The organism is Agrobacterium sp. 6Ca8 (genome assembly GCF_055382765.1).
In genome coordinates, this window is sequence record NZ_AP026433.1 from 2,163,505 (window position 1) to 2,181,077 (window position 17,573).

The following is a 17,573-nucleotide window of genomic DNA, read 5'->3' on the forward strand; positions in this document are numbered from 1 at the left end:
CCATTTTCGAAAAACCACTGACGTGAAATCCCTGTCCCTCATCCTCGCCCTCCTTCTGGCGCTGACACTCGCCATCGTCAGCCTGTTCGTCGGCGTGAGCAACGTCTCGCTGGCGACGCTTTTTGCGCCGGATACGAGCGCGGATGCACTGCGCGTGCTCCTCGTCAGCCGCATTCCGCGCACGCTGGCGCTCATACTGGCGGGAAGCTCGATGGCGATTGCCGGTCTCATTATGCAGATGCTGGTGCGCAACCGCTTCGTGGAGCCTTCGACGGCTGGCACCACCGAATCCGCCGGCCTTGGCCTGCTCACCGTCACCCTGCTTGCCCCGGAAACGCCGATCTTCGGCAAGATGCTGGTGGCCGCCGCTTTCGCGCTGGCTGGAACCGCACTTTTTCTGCGTATTCTACGGCAGGTGCCGCTGCGCGATGTGCTGCTGGTGCCGCTGATCGGCATCATGCTGGGCGGCGTCATTTCTGCCGTCACCACTTTCTTCGCCTATCGTTTCGATCTGCTGCAATCGCTCGGCGCGTGGATGACCGGGGATTTTTCCGGCGTGCTGCGTGGCCGCTATGAATTGCTGTGGATCGGCTTCGTTTTCGCCATCGCTGCCTATCTCGCCGCCGACCGTTTCACGGTGGCAGGCATGGGGCGCGACTTCACCACCAATCTCGGACTGAACTATCGCCGGGTGATGGCGCTCGGCCTCACCATCGTCTCGCTGGTCAGTGCCGTCGTCGTCGTCACGGTGGGCATGATCCCCTTTCTCGGCCTGATTGTGCCGAATGTGGTCAGCCTGATGATCGGCGACAATATGCGCCGTTCCGTGCCCTGGGTGGCGACGCTTGGCGCGGTCTTCGTTCTTGCCTGCGACATCATCGGCAGAACGGTGCGCGCGCCCTATGAGATACCGATCGGAACCGTGGTCGGCGTCATCGGCAGCGCGTTGTTCCTCTATCTCCTGCTCCGGAAACGCCACCATGCATGAGAGACATCCCGACCGGCGCGCGAAACTCGTGCTGCTGATGCTTCTCGCACTGGCGCTCATCTCCATGGCTGCCTTTATGACGCTCGGTGCAAAGGGCAGTTGGAGCTTCATCTTGCCGTTTCGCGGCATCAAGCTTCTGTCGCTGCTGTTGGTGGCCTATGCCATCGCCGTTTCGACGGTATTGTTCCAGACGGTCACCAACAACCGCATTCTCACCCCTTCGGTGATGGGTTTCGATTCGCTCTATGTGCTGGTGCAGACGGCGCTGATCTTCGTGTTTGGCTCGGCAACCGTGGTGATGATTGATCCGCAGTTGAAGTTTCTTGCCGAAACCGCGCTGCTCGTCACCTTCTCCGCCCTGCTCTACCGCTGGCTTTTCGTCGGCGCGGAACGCAGCCTGCATCTTCTGGTGCTGGTCGGCATCGTCTTCGGCGTATTCTTCCGCAGCCTCTCGGGCTTCATGCAGCGCGTACTGGACCCCAATGAATATGCGGTGCTGCAGGATGTGCTGTTCGCCAGCTTCAATTCCATCGATCCCACCCTTCTTGCGGTATCAGCCATCATCGTCGGCGTGGTGACGATTATCGGGTTGCGGCTCCTGCACACGCTCGACGTTCTTTCGCTCGGCCGCGCAACGGCCATCAGCCTTGGCGTGGACTACAAGCGAACGGTGACGATCATCCTCGTGCTGGTCTCCGTTCTCGTTGCCGTTTCCACCGCACTCGTCGGCCCCGTCATGTTCTTCGGGCTGCTGGTTGCGGCGCTGGCCCATTATCTCACAGGCAACGGCAAACATGCCTATGTGCTGCCGGCTGCAATCCTCATCGCCATCATCTGCCTTGTCGGCGGTCAGGTGGTGCTGGAGCGGATCTTCGCCTTCAACACGGCGCTTTCCATCATCATCGAATTTCTGGGCGGCATCGTCTTTATCGGTCTTATTCTCAAGCGGGGTGCGCGATGATCATCGCCAGTCAGATCAGCAAATCCTATGGCGAAACGGTTGTTGTCGATGGCGTCTCCGTCGCCATTCCGGCAGGCGGCGTCACCTCCATCATCGGGCCGAACGGGGCGGGAAAATCCACGCTGCTCTCCATCGTGGCACGGCTGATGTCCATGGATGCGGGAACCGTGACGGTGGACGGGCTGGATGTGACCAAAACCCCTTCCGACACGCTGGCAAAACGGCTCTCGATCCTCAGGCAAGACAACCACATCTCGTCACGCCTGACGGTGCGCGATCTCGTCGGTTTTGGACGTTATCCCTATTCCAAGGGCCGTCCCACCATCGAGGACAAGGTCCATATCGACCGGGCGCTGGAATATCTCCATCTCGAAACCCTTTCCGGCCGCTTTCTCGACGAGCTTTCCGGCGGCCAGCGTCAGCGCGCCTTCGTGGCCATGGTTCTGTGTCAGGACACGGACTATGTGCTCCTGGACGAGCCGCTCAACAATCTCGACATGAAACACGCCTCAAGCATGATGAAGATCATGCGTCGCGCCGCCGACGAGCTGAAGAAGACCGTGGTTCTGGTACTGCACGACATCAACTTCGCCTCCTGGTACTCCGACACCATCATCGCCATGCGTGATGGCCGAATCTGCCGCCAGGGACCGGCGGAACAGATTATCCGTCCGGAGGTTCTGCGGGAAATCTACGACATGACCATCAGTGTCAACGACATAGACGGTCGACGCATCTGTCTGTTTTATGAGTGAGATACGACGATTGCAGAGGTTTTTTGCCATTGCCGTCCGAGCGACGGAACAGGGCAACCGGCCAGGGCGTTAATCGGCGGAGATTTTGCCAAACGGCATTCCGTCCGCAACGTCAGGAGACATCGATGAAGACGCACAAGACGAAGAACGACCTGCCTTCCAACGCCAAATCAACGGTGATGGGTATTCTGAACGAATCGCTCGCTTCGGTGATCGACCTTGCACTGGTGACCAAGCAGGCGCACTGGAACCTGAAAGGTCCGCAATTCATCGCCGTGCACGAACTTCTCGACACCTTCCGCGCCCAGCTCGACAATCACGGCGATACCATTGCCGAACGTGTGGTGCAGCTTGGTGGCACGGCGCTCGGTAGCCTGCAATCCGTCTCTTCGATGACCAAGCTCAAGGCCTATCCGACCGATATCTACAAGATCCACGATCATTTGGACGAACTGATCGCCCGTTATGGCGACGTGGCCAACATGATCCGCAAGGCTATCGATGATTCCGACGAGGCCGGCGACCCGACGACAGCGGATATCTTCACCGCCGCCTCGCGCGATCTCGACAAGGCGCTGTGGTTCCTCGAGGCGCACGTTCAGGAAAAGAGCTGAGCCGTAACGCGGCTACTGACACCACACACACGAAAGCGCCCGAGATGCCCGGGCGCTTTTTTTATGAAATGGCGCAATCAGTGCCGACGTAAAACCGCAAGACCGATGTCGCGCAACATCTCATGATCGAGAATGCCGCGCTGGGCGCTACGGATCAAAACCGCCGCGCACTCGTTGGCGACGTGGCTACAGCGATCTTGAAGGCACTCGAAACATACGCCGTCGAAAATATTCTGCAGATCGGTGATCTGCTGGGGCGACAATTGTGCGCCGACTCTTTCAAAAGCTGCATACGACAAGGCTCATCCTCCCGATGATGACATGCCAAGTATCGTTTCTTTTTTTGTGGACATGAAATTTGTACACCCGAACGAATCACTTGTCGAATCAGATTTTAACCAAATGTAAACAGGTTATTTTTTGGCCATCCGGCCGGTTGTGTGCATTTACAACCCAAATAAAGGCCAGCCGAAACAACACCTTCGCCCGCCAACACCCTTTTTTACGACGCATCGGCCCGGTCGTTTTGAATAAACCCACAGGCCAGACGGATTTCCACCGAAACCGCAAAAGAAACTGTTGCATTCCAAAAACGATTGAGCGATATAGCACCCGTCGCCACGCTTTGGCGGCCCGCGGTCCAGCGAACTACCCCGGACCAGCGGTTTTTGAGCGGGTGTAGCTCAGGGGTAGAGCACAACCTTGCCAAGGTTGGGGTCGAGGGTTCAAATCCCTTCGCCCGCTCCAGTTTTCCCTGGAAAACGTCGGGATTGTCAAAGCGCTTACGGGCACCGCCCTGATTTTGCCGCCGGTCCCAGATAGCTCCCCTTCAACCGAAGCCTACCCGCATGTTCTGGGCCGATCTGACGCCCAACCATAGTCCCGTGCCCTAGATACCGAACTTATTCGCTTCGGGAAGGCGTTTGCGGACGCGCAAGACATGACAACCGATTTGAGATGATCATTAGAATTATTCAGTATTAAATGCTATTCTTATTTAATATAATAGTAAAATATATTATCATAAGATACGTAATTACTAATAATAAATAATTGTTTCTTAAATTTGTAAGTATAATCATCACCGGAAAAGCGCATGATGCCGAAATATGACCCATGAAGGGCTCGATTTTCTTGTGGGAGCCATAACGATGAGAAATATTCCCGTTGTCGGAAAGTTTTTGACGGTATTTGCGCTATTCGGCGTATGTGCAATCCTGATTGCGGCCTACTCCGCCATACAGATCAAATCGATCGATGGAAGTTATAGTGACCTTATTGCGCGTGACAGCGCAGCGGCCTTGAATTTGGCACTCGCGAACCAAGAACTGCTGAACGGGCGTGCGGCTTTGGCCGATATGATGATCGCCTTTACGGAACAGGGTAATGCCGCTGCCGAAGCTGAGGTGAAGGCCACACGCGACAAGTTCATGGTATCGATGGATGGAGCCATCGCCAATATCCCCGAAGACAACCGCCTGCGCGTACTCAAGGACGACGTGACGACGCTCTATAACGTGACGTGCAAGAACGCCTGGCACCTGGGCCGAACCGCATCAACCGTGGATGAGGCACTTGCGTCGCAAAAAGCGTTTGGCACCGAGTGTCAGCCAGTCTTTGCCAAGATCGGCTCGAAACTTACACAGATAGCCACTGATATTTCGAACCGTAGCGCCAAGCAGAGCGATGATCTGAGCGACATAAGCCAACGGACTGCACTAATTACCGTCGCGGCGGTCGTCCTCGGCTTCATCACCGTCGTCGTCATCGGATATTTCGCGATCAGCAGCTGGCTTGTCACGCCGATCCGGGGTCTTGTCGGCACGATGCAAACGCTTGCGGAGGGTAACCTGTCCGTCAATGTCGAGGGAACGGACCGGCGCGACGAGGTCGGCACGATGGCAAAGGCCGTTGAGGTCTTCAAGGATAACGAATTGAAGGCCCGCCGGCTGGAAGCGGATGCGGCGCAGGTGCGTAACCAGTCCGAGGCAGAGCGTCAAAGAACCGCCGAAATTGATCGCAGGCGCGCCGCCGAAATGGCGGAAGCGACCAGCGGCCTTGCCGAAGGTCTGAAGCATATGGCCAATGGCGACCTGTCCTACCAGCTGAAAACGCCTTTCTCCGCAGAATTCGAAAGCCTGCGTGCGGACTTCAATATCGCCGTAAACCAGCTTAGCAAAACACTGCTGTCCGTTGCCGATGTCACGGCCACGATCGACAACGGCTCTCGCGAGTTGAGTTCGAGTGCGAGCGACCTGTCGCAACGCACGGAAACCCAAGCCGCATCGCTGGAAGAAACAGCCGCAGCGCTCGACCAGATAACCAGCAACGTCAGCAATTCGACCAAACGGACTGAGGAGGCGCGGATCGTGGCGGTCGAGGCCAACAGATCCGCGCAGACATCCGGTCAGGTCGTCGCAACTGCGGTCGATGCCATGAAGCGCATAGAAAGCTCTTCAAGCCAGATTTCCAACATCATAGGCGTCATCGACGAGATTGCCTTCCAGACCAATCTTCTGGCACTCAACGCCGGCGTCGAGGCGGCCCGTGCGGGCGAGGCAGGCAAGGGCTTTGCGGTTGTGGCACAGGAAGTGCGTGAACTGGCCCAGCGCTCGGCGCAAGCGGCCAAGGAAATCAAGGAGCTTATCCGCAACTCCGCCGACGAAGTGCAGAACGGCGTGAAACTCGTGACCGCAACCGGCGACGCCCTGAAGATCATTGAAAGTCACGTCATCGCCATCAATACACAACTCGACGCCATCGCGACATCCGCAAGGGAACAGTCGGTCGGGTTGGCCGAGGTCAACAGCGCGGTGAACCAGATGGACCAGGTCACGCAGCACAATGCCGCGATGGTCGAAAGGGCAACGGCCTCCAGCGCATCGCTTGCCGGTGATGCCGAAAAACTCCGCCAGATCGTCGGCCAGTTCAAGCTGGATGGCGCAATGGCCAGCACCAGCACGGCTAGAACCGCATATAAGCCTTCAGCGCCGGTGCGCGTTGCGGACAACGCACAGCCGAGACCATCCCCGGCGCGTCGCATGATCGGCCAGGTGGCCGCAGCGCTCGGCGTATCCACGGCCTCGAAAGATCAGACATGGGGCGAATTCTGATCCACTCCCTCAGAAGACACCCGGATAGCTTATCCGGGTGTCTTAAGGTTATCTATATCAGTGAAAACCGCTCCTCCGTCATGCCGGGCTAGACCCGGGTGACGGCACCAGGAGGAATTCCACCCATACCCGTTGGCAACTGTCAGGCAGCCGCGTCCCATACCGGTGCAAGCCCGTCCGGCGAGACGATACGGCCATCCGGTCGAGCAAGAGCACGGATCGCCTCCGTCTCAGCGACCGACAGCGTGAAATCGAAGATCGCAAGGTTTTCATCAACACGGGCTTCGCTCACGGTCTTCGAAAGCGCAATCACACCCTGCTGCTGCACGAGCCAGCGCAGCACCACCTGCGCCACCGACTTGCCCCGGCCTGCGGCGATGTCCTTTAGAACCGGATCGGCAAAAACCTTGCCGTCGGCCATACCGTAATAACCCGTCACCGACATGCCGGCAGCCTTGGCCGCCGCGATCACCATATCCTGATCGATATAGGGATGGTATTCGATCTGATTGGTGACGATCGGTGCCTTTGACAAACTGACCGCCTCAGCCATCAGCGCCGTATTGAAATTGGACACACCGATATGGCGAACCTTGCCGGCGTCGCGAACCGCGTTCAGCGCGCCGATCTGCTCGGCCAGCGTTACCGCCTCGTTCGGCCAGTGCAGAAGCAGGAGATCGACATAATCGGTCTTCAGTTTTTTCAGGCTCTCATCGACGGAGGCAAGAAAGGCATCGTGCCTGTAGTTCTCCACCCAGACCTTGGTGGTCAGGAAGATATCGCTGCGTGCCACGCCGGAACCGGCAATGGCTTCGCCGACTTCGGCCTCATTACCGTAAATCTGCGCGGTATCGATATGGAGAAAGCCGGCCTTCAGGGCATGCGGAACGATCCGAAGAACATCGGGGCCGGGAATACGGAAGGTACCGAAGCCAAGCGCCGGGATCGATGCGCCGTTGGCGGTGACATCAAACATATATTTTCTCCTTTTAGGGTACGCCCGGCCAGCCCTTAGGCAGTGGCCGGGATTTATATGAAAAACTCAGGCAGTCTTCAGCGAGAGCGAGGCGCGACGGTCGAGTGCACTGCTCCAGAGGGTGAGAATGAGGGCAATGGCGACAAGGATGGCGCCAACCCACGGGGTTGCGGCAAGGCCCATCGGCGATTCCACCACCAGACCGCCAAGCCACGCACCAATCGCGATGCCGAGATTGAAGGCGGCGATATTGAGCGCCGAGGCGACATCGACAGCGCCGGGGCGGTGTTCCTTGGCCAGCTGCACCACATAAAGCTGCAGGCCGGGAACGTTGGCGAAGGACAGGAAGCCGAGCGCCACCAGCGTGATCAGGGTCAGAACCGGCGAGACGGCGGTGAAGGAAAAGACCAGAAGCACGATGGCTTGTGCCAGAAAGAGGCCGATCAACGCCTTGACCGGATTGTGGTTGGCGATTTTGCCGCCACCGATGTTACCGGCGGCAATGGCGATGCCGTAGAGCACAAGGATCAGGCCGACGCTCTTTTCGGAGAAGCCCGTGACGTCCTGAAGGATCGGCGCCAGAAAGGTGAAGGCGACGAAGGTGCCGCCGTAACCAAGTGCGGTCATGGCGAAAACGATGAGCAGTCGGCCGGAACCCAGCACCCGCACCTGATCGAGAAGGCTAGCGGGCGGCGCTTTCTTCAGCGTTCCCGGCAACAGGGCCGCGATACCGGCAAAGGCGATGACACCAAGACCTGCAACCGCCCAGAAGGTGGCGCGCCAGCCGAAAATCTGCCCGATATAGGTACCGATCGGCACGCCGGTGACGATGGCGACGGTCAAACCCATGAACATCATGGCAATCGCCGAGCCACGGCGGTTTTCCGGCACGAGATCGGCGGCGATGGTGGCACCAACGGAGAAGAACACGCCATGGGCGAAGGCGGAAAGCACCCGCGCGACCAGAAGCGTCTCATAGCTTGGCGAAACGGCGGCTGCGACATTACCGACGACGAACAGCGCCATCAGACCCAGCAGCAGCGGCTTTCTTTCGATCTTGCCGGTCAGCGCAGTCAGGATCGGCGCACCGAAAGTGACACCCAGCGCGTAAACGCTGACGATAAGGCCGGCAAGCGGCAGGGTAATGTGGAGATCTGCGGCGACCGTCGGCAAAAGACCGACGATGACAAACTCCGTGGTTCCGATCGCGTAAGCCGCGATCGTCAAGGCAAATATGGCCAATGGCATGACGAGTACCTCTTCGCCCGGAGCGGGATCGCGGGCGTTATGGACAGCGGGTGCTGTCCGTTTGGATCAACTGTGTGATTGCAATATGGGCGAAGGGGACTTGCATGATAATCAGCAAGATTGGATAAAGGCCTTTGAATTAATTTCACAAGTGGTGCAGCGATGGACAACAGGGCCGGAGAAATGGAAGTCTTCGTCGCGGCAGCCGAGCTGGGGAGTTTTTCCGCAGCCGGGCGCAGGCTCAAGCTTTCACCCTCGGCGGTGAGCAAACTTGTCACCCGCATTGAAGACCGCCTCGGCACCCGCCTTCTCGCTCGCTCCACCCGCGTGGTGACGTTGACGCCGGAGGGGGAAATCTATCTTTCCCGGGCAAGGCGCATTCTGGCCGACATCGCTGATACGGAGCAGATCGTAGCAGGCGGCGGCAAGGTGGTGCCGCGGGGGCTACTGCGTGTCAACGCCACGCTGGGCTTCGGCGAAAGGTATCTTCTGCCGCTCGCACCGGAGTTTTTATCTCTTTATCCGGAAATCGAGCTGGATATCTCGCTGACCGACGGCGTCATCAGCCTGATCGAGGAGCGCACCGACATAGCGATACGATCCGGCGGGATGGCGGATTCGTCCCTCAAGGCAAGAAAGCTGAAAGAGGTCCGCCGGATCATCGTCGCCTCCCCTGCCTATATCGAAAAACATGGCATGCCGGAAAAGCCGCAGGATCTGGCCCAACACAATTGCATCAGCTTCAATTTCAGTCGCAGCCTCAACGAATGGCCTTTCCGTGATCCCGGCACGACGGAAGTCTACCGCCTTCCCGTGACCGGCAACGCCTCGGTCAACAGCGGCATGGCAATGCGTAGGCTGTGCCTGACGGGCCTTGGGCTGGGAAGGGTCGGAGAGTTTCATGTCGAGCCGGATATCGAGGCCGGTCTGCTCGTGCCGGTGCTCGAGGATTACAATCCGGGCGACATGGAGGTGATCCACGCCGTTTATGCCGGACATGATCACCTGGCCGCCCGCGTACGCGCCTTTATCGATTTTGTCGCGGCAAAGGTCGGGCGGTGACGAGCCGCCTCAGACCAGGCTGTGAACCATCTTCGCCAGCCAGTCCACGAAGACACGGACCTTGTTGGTGACGTGCCGTGTCTGCGGATAGACCACATAGATCGGCATCGGTTCGCGCCGCCATTCCGGCAAAACCGGCACAAGCTCGCCACGCGCAAGCGCATCCTTGACCATGAAAACGGGCAGCTGCACCATGCCCATGCCCGCCAGCGCGGCGTTAAGATAGGTGCGGCTGTCATTCACCGACACGACATAGTTGGGCGTAATCTCGACGCTGCGAAGCCCGTTGTCGAATGAGATCGGCATGATCTGGCCCGTGGTGGCATTGAAATATCCCACGGAATGATGTCCGTTTTCGAGATCTTCAGGCTGTTGCGGCATGCCGAAACTCTCGATGTACAGGGGAGAGGCGAAGGTTTCGAATTTCAGCTCGCCGACCTTGCGCGCAATAAGGGATTGATCCCGCAAGGTGCCGACCCGCAGCGCGCAATCGACATTCTCCGCGATATAATCGACCAGACGGTCGCCGACGCCGAGATCGAGCCGGATTTGCGGATAGCGCTGGTAAAATTCGCAAAGATGTGGAATAACCACGAGGTCCGCGAAGACACCGGCCATTTCCACCCGCAACCGGCCAGACGGCTGCACCTGCGCGCTGGACATGCTGCCATCAAGCTCTTCGATTTCCGACAGAATCTGCGAGGCCCGCTCATAATAGAGAGCGCCGTCCGTCGTCAGCATCACCCGCCGCGTTGTGCGGTTGAGAAGCGTGGTATGTAAATGCGCCTCCAGCGCCTGGACCATGTTGGTGACGGTGGTTTTGGGCATGTTAAGCGCGGTCGCGGCGCGGCTGAAATTGCCGGTTTCGACGACGCGAGTGAATACCCGCATGGCGGAAAGCTGATCCATATCGCTATTATCCGTTTTTTTGGAATAGTGTTTTCATTTTGACGTACTTGATCGTTTTCTCCCGAACAATAATATGAATTTCAGATTTTGCAAATATGGTGAGCTGCTGATGGCGGCGCACGGGACCGGATCAAATGAAAGCGCACTGGGAAAATATCGAAGGCTGTGGGGGCTCGGCGTCCCAGCTTTCCGTGCGCCGATATGAAAGTGCCGGCCTGTGCACCAACCCGCCCGTGGTCCTTTATTTGCGCGGCGGCTCGTTTCTTGAAAAGGGCGGCAATTGCCCGGAGCTTCCGGTGGCACGCGCGCTCGCTGAAAGCGGCGCGATCGTCGTCGAGGCCGACTATAGCAAGTCGTCCGGCAACGAGTTTCCGATGGTGATCGATTGTGCCTTCGAAGCGCTGGATCACCTGAGCCGGGACCGCAAGCATTATGGCGGCGCGAAATCGCTGCTGTTTGTGGCCGGCGAAGAGGCTGGTGGCAATGTAGCGGCTGGGCTTGCGCTTAAGGCGCGGGACCGCATGCCGGGCAAGCTTGCCGGTCAAATACTTCTGTCGCCCATGATCGACCCGATGATGACGACGGAATCCTTCCGCGATGCGGACAGGATCGGCATGCGCCAGCGCTGGGCGGATGGCTGGAGCCATTACCTTGCCAAGGCCTGCGGGTTTTTTCACCCCTATGCCGCGCCCTGCCAGTGTACGCGGCTGAACCGGGTGGCGCCGGCGCTGATCTTTACCGCCGAGGACGACCCTCTGCGCGACGAAACGGTCGGTTATGCCGACAGGCTCATCGCCTCCGGTGTCAGCGTCCGGCAGCATGTTTTCCCCGCCGGCATTGGCTGGACGGGGCTTTATCAAGGAAAGGGCGGCGGATGGGTCCCATCCGTCTGTTCGGAGTTCAAGACCTTCGTTGACCAGATAAAACACTGAAATCGCATTTTGAGCATGTCCAGTAAAAGTGCGTAGCGGTTTTACGCCCGGACCATGCGACAAAACACACAGATAGAGAAACTGACCGGCTCCTGATCCGAGCCAAGGAGAGACCCATGACGCTGACCACAAAGCGCCGGGCCCTGACGGGCGCCGGTATCGGGCTTGCTATGTCCGTTGCAGCCGCAGCACTCATTTTCGACCTGCCCACCAGCCGTGATGCGACGGCAGCTTCCACCCCGGCTGAAACGCCGGCTATCCCAGTCACCGTCGCCAAGGTGGAAAGCCGCGATGTGATGCGCTGGGAAGAATTTTCCGGCCGTCTCGAAGCCGTCGACCGCGTGCAGATCCGCTCCCGCGTCGCTGGCCAGATCAAGGCCGTGCATTTCCGCGAAGGCGCGCTGGTGAAGGAAGGCGACCCTCTCTTCACCATCGATCCGGCCCCCTATCAGGCAGCCGTTGCAGGTGCTGAAGCCCAGGTCGCCTCCGCCGAAGCCAAGGTCAGCCTTGCCAAGACGGAACTCGACCGTGGCCGCAGGCTTTCCGACAATCGCACGATCTCCCAGAGCGATCTCGACCAGCGGCAAAGCTCGTTTGCGGATGCCGAAGCCCAGCTTCGCGCCGCCCGCTCGACGCTGACGACGGCTCAGCTCGATCTTGGTTACACCGAAATCGTTGCACCGGTTTCCGGCAGGGTCGGCCGCATCGAAATCACCGCCGGCAACCTCGTTGCCGCCGGCTCGACATCGCCTGCCCTGACGACGCTGGTTTCGGTCAACCCGATCTATGCCAGCTTCAACGCCAGCGAAGGAACGGTAGCGAAAGCGCTTTCCGAGCTGCCGAAGACAACCGACGCCCTGCCCGCGCTCGAACAGATCCCGGTGGAAATCGGCACGCTTTCGGATGAAGGCACGCCGATCAAGGGCACCCTGCACCTCATCGACAACCAGGTCGATTCCGCCAGCGGCACCATTGGTGTGCGTGCGGTCTTCGAAAATCCTGATGGCAGGCTCATTCCCGGCCAGTTCGTGCGGGTGCGCATGGGTGAACCGAAGCCGGAAAACCGGATAGTCATCAGCGACCGCGCCATCGGCACGGATCAGGACAAGCGGTTCGTCTTTGTCGTCGATGCCGAAAACAAGGTGAGCTACCGCCAGATCAAGCCCGGCGCACCGGCTGACGGCCAGCGCATCATCGACAGCGGCCTTGCCGCCGGCGATACGATCGTCGTCAACGGCCTGCAGCGCATTCGCCCCGGTGCAACCATCGCACCGCAGGCGGAAGACAAGGTCGCCGCCTCGCAATAACGCCGTCCCGCCTCCGGCGAGACGCATTTCACAAAGAACCGGCCCTCACCGGCGGCCATGATGCCGCCGGAACGGTCCTTGCATTTCCAAATCTACCCGGAGAGGGGACTGGATATGAATATTTCCAGATTTTTTGTCGACAGGCCGGTCTTCGCCGGCGTGCTGTCGATCCTGATCGTGGTCGCAGGCCTTCTCGGCATGCGCGCCCTGCCGATTTCCGAATATCCGGAAGTCGTGCCGCCATCCGTCGTCGTCCGCGCCACCTATCCCGGTGCGAACCCTGCCGTCATCGCTGAAACAGTCGCCACGCCGCTTGAAGAACAGATCAACGGCGTCGAGGACATGCTCTATATGGGCAGCCAGGCGACATCGGACGGCGTGCTGACGCTGACCGTCACGTTCAAGCTGGGCACCGACCCGGACAAGGCGCAGCAGCTGGTGCAGAACCGCGTGTCGCAGGCCGAACCGCGCCTGCCCGCGGAAGTGCGCGCACTCGGCATCACCACCGTCAAGAGCTCGCCCGACTTCATCATGGTCGTCAATCTGGTGTCGAAGACCGATGCCTATGACATCACCTATCTGCGCAACTATGCGACGCTGAACGTCAAGGATCGCCTCGCCCGTATCGAAGGCGTGGGTCAGGTGCAGGTCTTCGGCGCCGGTGACTATTCCATGCGCGTCTGGCTGGATCCGCAAAAGGTGGCCGAACACGATCTCGCCGCCAGCGACGTATCCGACGCCATCCGTCAGCAGAACGTCCAGGCCGCAGCCGGCGTCATCGGCGCATCGCCAAGCCCCAACGGCGTCGACCTGCAGCTCAACGTCAATGCCCAGGGCCGTCTGACGACGCCGGAGGAATTCGGCAACATCATCGTCAAGAGCGGCGCGAACGGCCAGATCACCCGTCTTCGCGACGTCGCCCGCATCGAACTCGGCGCTGCCGACTATACGCTGCGCTCGCTGCTCGACGGCGAACCCGCCGTGGCGATTGCCGTATTGCAGGCTCCCGGCTCCAACTCCATCGAAATCGCCGACAATGTCCGCGCGACAATGGACAATCTGCAACTGGCGATGCCTGATGGCGTGAAATATGAAATCGTCTACGACACGACGAAGTTCGTTCGCTCGTCCATCGAAAAGGTCGTTGATACGCTCCTCGAGGCCGTTGGCCTCGTGGTACTGGTGGTCATCCTGTTCCTCCAGACCTGGCGCGCCTCGATCATTCCGCTGATCGCCGTTCCGGTGTCGATCATCGGCACCTTCGCCGTCATGTATGCCTTCGGTTTCTCCATTAACGCGTTGACCCTGTTCGGCCTCGTGCTGGCCATCGGCATCGTGGTGGATGACGCCATCGTGGTGGTGGAAAACGTCGAGCGAAACATCGAAAACGGGCTTTCTCCGCGTGACGCCACCTACAAGGCAATGCGCGAAGTCTCCGGGCCGATCATAGCAATCGCGCTTGTGCTGGTCGCCGTTTTCGTCCCACTAGCCTTTATCTCCGGCCTTTCCGGCCAGTTCTACCGGCAGTTCGCGCTGACGATCGCGATTTCCACCGTCATTTCGGCGGTCAATTCCCTGACGCTGTCACCCGCTCTTGCAGCCCTGCTGCTGAAAGAGCACGACGCACCGAAAGACTGGCTGACCCGCTTCATGGACCGGATTTTCGGCTGGTTCTTCCGTGGCTTCAACCGCGCCTTCGGGGCCGCCTCCAATGGGTACGGCAAAACCGTAGGCGGTCTGGTAACGCGCAAAAGCCTCGTCATGATCGTCTATATGGCGCTGGTGGCTGCCACCTACGGCATGTTCAGCGCGGTCCCAAGCGGGTTCGTACCTGCGCAGGACAAGCAATATCTCATCGGCTTCGCCCAGCTTCCGGACGGCGCAACGCTTGACCGCACGGAAAGTGTCATCAAGCGGATGAGCGATATCGCCATGCAACAGCCGGGCGTCAGCCACGCCATCGCCTTCCCCGGCCTGTCGATCAACGGCTTCACCATCGGCTCCAATTCCGGCATCGTCTTTGCAGTTCTCGACGACTTCGAAAACCGCAAGACGCCGGAACTGTCAGGCGGCGCCATCGCAATGCAGCTGAACCAGAAGTTTGCCGGCATTCAGGATGCCTTCATCGCCATGTTCCCGCCGCCGCCGGTTAACGGTCTCGGCCAGACGGGCGGCTTCAAGCTGCAGATCGAGGACCGTGCCGGTTACGGCTACCAGACGCTTGACGAAGCGGCAAAGGCGGTCATCGCCAAGGCATACCAGACACCGGAACTGGCAGGCATCTTCTCCAGCTTCCAGATCAACGTGCCGCAGCTCTTCGCCGATCTCGACCGCGCCAAGGCCGAGCAGCTGGGTGTTTCGGTCAGCGACGTCTTCCAGACGCTGCAGATCTATCTGGGCTCGCTTTATGTCAACGACTTCAACGCCTTCGGGCGGACATACAGCGTGCGTGTACAGGCAGATGCGCAATTCCGCGCCCATGCCGAAGATATCGGCCGCCTGAAGGTCCGCTCGTCCACCGGTCAGATGATCCCGCTTTCCACGCTGTTGAAGGTAGATGCAACGACAGGACCGGAGCGCACAAACCGTTATAACGGCTTCCTTGCAGCCGATATCAACGGCGGTCCGGCACCGGGCTTCTCCTCTGGACAGGCGCAGGCGGCGATCGAGAAAATCCTTGCCGAAAACCTGCCGGCCGGGATCGAATACGAATGGACGGACCTGACTTACCAGCAGATCCTTGCCGGTAATTCCAGCCTCGTGGTCTTCCCGCTGGCGCTGCTGCTCGTCTATCTCGTATTGGCTGCGCAATATGAAAGCCTGACCCTGCCGATCGCGATCATTCTGATCGTTCCGCTCGGCGTTCTCGCCGCATTGACAGGCGTCTGGCTGACGGGAGGGGACAACAACATCTTTACGCAGATCGGCCTTGTCGTCCTTGTGGGACTATCGGCGAAGAACGCGATCCTGATCGTGGAATTCGCCCGCGAGCTGGAATTCGAAGGACGAACGCCGCTTCAGGCCGCAGTCGAGGCAAGTCGCCTGCGCCTCCGCCCGATCCTGATGACCTCACTCGCCTTCATCATGGGCGTGGTGCCTCTGGTCATCTCCACCGGTGCGGGTGCGGAAATGCGCGCGGCCATGGGTGTCGCAGTGTTCTCCGGCATGATCGGGGTGACGTTCTTCGGCATCTTCATGACACCGGTATTCTACGTGCTGGTGCGCAAGCTGTCGGGTAACCGTCCTCTCATCCAGCACAAACAGGAAGAACCTGCCAATTCGGACTACAAGCTCGAAAAGGCCGGCTGAGACCTGATGCAATCCACCGCAAACTTCGACGAAAGCCCGCCGCGCATCTCACGATGCGCGGCGTTTTTGTTGGTGGGAACGTCCATGTGCATCGCCTGAAACAGAATCTGTTTCAATGACTTAAGCAGCAAGCACATACATGTTGCGCCGCAATAAAGAAATAACGAATACACTATATCCGCATAAGGCAGCAGATACGTAAAGGAACAATGCTATTTTATGCTTTCCATTTTGTGGTAATTTCAAGAACAGGGTGATTCGGGCTAAATGATTTAGTTCAGGGGTGACATGATGGAGCAGGAATACGAAAACTGGGCGACAACCATTGCCTATTCGATAGTAATGCATGAAGGTCTGGATCTGGCGCTTGCCGCGCAGAATCTGGACAGAGGCAAGACCAGAAACAACCGTGAACGGCTGATGGAAGCCATCCGCACATCGCTGCTGGAGGCCCGTTCGCGCAGCCATCTGACGATAGCGCAGCGGCTCTGAAGTCTGTCGCCGTATCCGATGATGCCACAGGATCAGGTTGGAAGCAGATCGGTCCTTATCGCGGCTTTCAGCGGCAGGTGGTCCGAGGCAATGCGCGCCAGCGCACTGTCATGCGCTTCCACCTGCTCGATCAGCCCTTCGCGGTTGGCGATGATCCTGTCGAGCGCAAGCACCGGCAGGTTGGATGGAAAACTGGGCACTGCGGGCGGCAGGGCGCCGAATGCATCTCTCAGAGTATTGAGCGACGAGCCATTGCCGAGACGCCATTCGTTCAGGTCTCCCATGAGGATGGTCGCGCATTCGTTTCGCGCTTCCAGAAGACCGATAAGCGCCTTCGCCTGCTGGGCACGGGAATGCCTCAAAAGACCGAAATGCGCGGCGATTATTCGCAGTGCGCCACCGCTTTTCAAATCCAGTTCCACTACCAGCGCGCCGCGCGGCTCCAGCCCCGGCAATTTCAGCGTATGAACATCCCGCACCGCACCTTCCTTGAACAACAGGACATTGCCATGCCATCCATGCGCCTTCACACCCGCCAGAACAGGCACGGGGACAAGCCCGCTTTCCCGCTCCAGCCGGGCAAGATCGAGCAGGCCCGTGCGCTCGCCGAAACGGCTGTCCGCCTCTTGTAGCGCGATGATATCCGCGCCGATTTCCTGAATGACGCGGCTGGTGCGATCAGGATCGAACCTGCGGTCGCGGCCGACGCATTTATGGACGTTGTAGGACGCGATGACCGGAAAGGAGTGATCTCTCTCCACCTGCCCGGCATTCTTCCGTTGGTGGCGGTCGCGCAGCGACTGCATGACGAAGGCGGGCAGGCTGCTGTTTTTCGCCAGTGCCGTTTTTCCACGCTCCAGCAAACTGTTTTTCTTCACGCTGCGACGCCTCCGATGCGCAAATTAAA

General features: G+C 59.0%; 15 protein-coding genes and 1 tRNA gene. 11 read left to right on the top strand and 5 right to left on the bottom strand.

Annotation, left to right across the window (positions count from 1 at the left end; translation table 11 throughout):
- The first annotated feature begins 22 nt into the window (after positions 1–22).
- The 4 genes from ACZ5A6_RS10745 (at position 23) to dps (ending at position 3,318) form a co-directional block, all read left to right on the top strand.
- On the top strand, positions 23–988 hold the full coding sequence (locus ACZ5A6_RS10745; RefSeq protein WP_013636757.1) for an ABC transporter permease: 966 nt from the start codon (positions 23–25) through the stop codon (positions 986–988).
- Complete coding sequence (locus ACZ5A6_RS10750; RefSeq protein WP_003514044.1) at positions 981–1,949, top strand: iron chelate uptake ABC transporter family permease subunit; 969 nt, start codon at positions 981–983, stop codon at positions 1,947–1,949. The genes ACZ5A6_RS10745 and ACZ5A6_RS10750 overlap by 8 nt, the downstream gene beginning before the upstream one ends.
- Complete coding sequence (locus ACZ5A6_RS10755; protein WP_025594380.1) at positions 1,946–2,704, top strand: iron ABC transporter ATP-binding protein; 759 nt, start codon at positions 1,946–1,948, stop codon at positions 2,702–2,704. Before ACZ5A6_RS10750 ends, ACZ5A6_RS10755 begins: the two co-directional genes overlap by 4 nt.
- A gap of 125 nt (positions 2,705–2,829) precedes the next feature.
- On the top strand, positions 2,830–3,318 hold the full coding sequence (gene dps, locus ACZ5A6_RS10760; RefSeq protein WP_065687502.1) for a DNA starvation/stationary phase protection protein Dps: 489 nt from the start codon (positions 2,830–2,832) through the stop codon (positions 3,316–3,318).
- Positions 3,319–3,395: 77 nt separating this feature from the next.
- Here dps and ACZ5A6_RS10765 read toward each other — a convergent pair whose 3' ends face one another.
- Entirely contained in the window at positions 3,396–3,617 is a 222-nt protein-coding gene (locus ACZ5A6_RS10765; protein WP_013636760.1) for a hypothetical protein, read from the bottom strand.
- 373 nt (positions 3,618–3,990) lie between these two features.
- On the opposite strand from ACZ5A6_RS10765, the gene ACZ5A6_RS10770 reads away from it, so the two are divergent.
- Both ACZ5A6_RS10770 and ACZ5A6_RS10775 read left to right on the top strand, forming a co-directional pair.
- Positions 3,991–4,065: transfer RNA gene (locus ACZ5A6_RS10770), tRNA-Gly, on the top strand.
- Between the two features lie 404 nt (positions 4,066–4,469).
- The gene (locus ACZ5A6_RS10775; protein ID WP_174060974.1) at positions 4,470–6,431 is read left to right on the top strand and encodes a methyl-accepting chemotaxis protein; all 1,962 of its coding nucleotides are present in this window, start codon (positions 4,470–4,472) and stop codon (positions 6,429–6,431) included.
- 142 nt (positions 6,432–6,573) lie between these two features.
- Here ACZ5A6_RS10775 and ACZ5A6_RS10780 read toward each other — a convergent pair whose 3' ends face one another.
- The gene (locus ACZ5A6_RS10780; RefSeq protein ID WP_013636762.1) at positions 6,574–7,407 is read right to left on the bottom strand and encodes an aldo/keto reductase; all 834 of its coding nucleotides are present in this window, start codon (positions 7,405–7,407) and stop codon (positions 6,574–6,576) included.
- 66 nt (positions 7,408–7,473) lie between these two features.
- Positions 7,474–8,655, bottom strand: coding sequence for an MFS transporter (locus tag ACZ5A6_RS10785; protein ID WP_013636763.1), 1,182 nt, complete (start codon positions 8,653–8,655; stop codon positions 7,474–7,476).
- Between the two features lie 162 nt (positions 8,656–8,817).
- Between ACZ5A6_RS10785 and ACZ5A6_RS10790 the strand changes: the two genes are divergently transcribed.
- Positions 8,818–9,717, top strand: coding sequence for a LysR family transcriptional regulator (locus ACZ5A6_RS10790; protein WP_013636764.1), 900 nt, complete (start codon positions 8,818–8,820; stop codon positions 9,715–9,717).
- 9 nt (positions 9,718–9,726) lie between these two features.
- On the opposite strand, the gene ACZ5A6_RS10795 is transcribed toward ACZ5A6_RS10790, so the two are convergent.
- Positions 9,727–10,626 (bottom strand): LysR family transcriptional regulator, encoded by a 900-nt coding sequence (locus ACZ5A6_RS10795; protein ID WP_003514057.1) that lies wholly within the window; start codon positions 10,624–10,626, stop codon positions 9,727–9,729.
- Between the two features lie 134 nt (positions 10,627–10,760).
- Between ACZ5A6_RS10795 and ACZ5A6_RS10800 the strand changes: the two genes are divergently transcribed.
- The 4 genes from ACZ5A6_RS10800 (at position 10,761) to ACZ5A6_RS10815 (ending at position 16,666) form a co-directional block, all read left to right on the top strand.
- Positions 10,761–11,558, top strand: a complete 798-nt coding sequence (locus ACZ5A6_RS10800) for an alpha/beta hydrolase fold domain-containing protein (protein WP_013636765.1) — start codon at positions 10,761–10,763, stop codon at positions 11,556–11,558.
- A 116-nt stretch (positions 11,559–11,674) separates the two neighbouring features.
- Complete coding sequence (locus tag ACZ5A6_RS10805; protein ID WP_013636766.1) at positions 11,675–12,865, top strand: efflux RND transporter periplasmic adaptor subunit; 1,191 nt, start codon at positions 11,675–11,677, stop codon at positions 12,863–12,865.
- 114 nt (positions 12,866–12,979) lie between these two features.
- Positions 12,980–16,174, top strand: coding sequence for an efflux RND transporter permease subunit (locus ACZ5A6_RS10810; RefSeq protein ID WP_174060973.1), 3,195 nt, complete (start codon positions 12,980–12,982; stop codon positions 16,172–16,174).
- A gap of 288 nt (positions 16,175–16,462) precedes the next feature.
- Positions 16,463–16,666: a hypothetical protein gene (locus tag ACZ5A6_RS10815; RefSeq protein WP_041694491.1), complete on the top strand. Its 204-nt coding sequence runs from the start codon at positions 16,463–16,465 to the stop codon at positions 16,664–16,666.
- A 32-nt stretch (positions 16,667–16,698) separates the two neighbouring features.
- Here ACZ5A6_RS10815 and ACZ5A6_RS10820 read toward each other — a convergent pair whose 3' ends face one another.
- Positions 16,699–17,544 (bottom strand): endonuclease/exonuclease/phosphatase family protein, encoded by an 846-nt coding sequence (locus tag ACZ5A6_RS10820; protein ID WP_013636769.1) that lies wholly within the window; start codon positions 17,542–17,544, stop codon positions 16,699–16,701.
- Positions 17,545–17,573 lie beyond the last annotated feature (29 nt).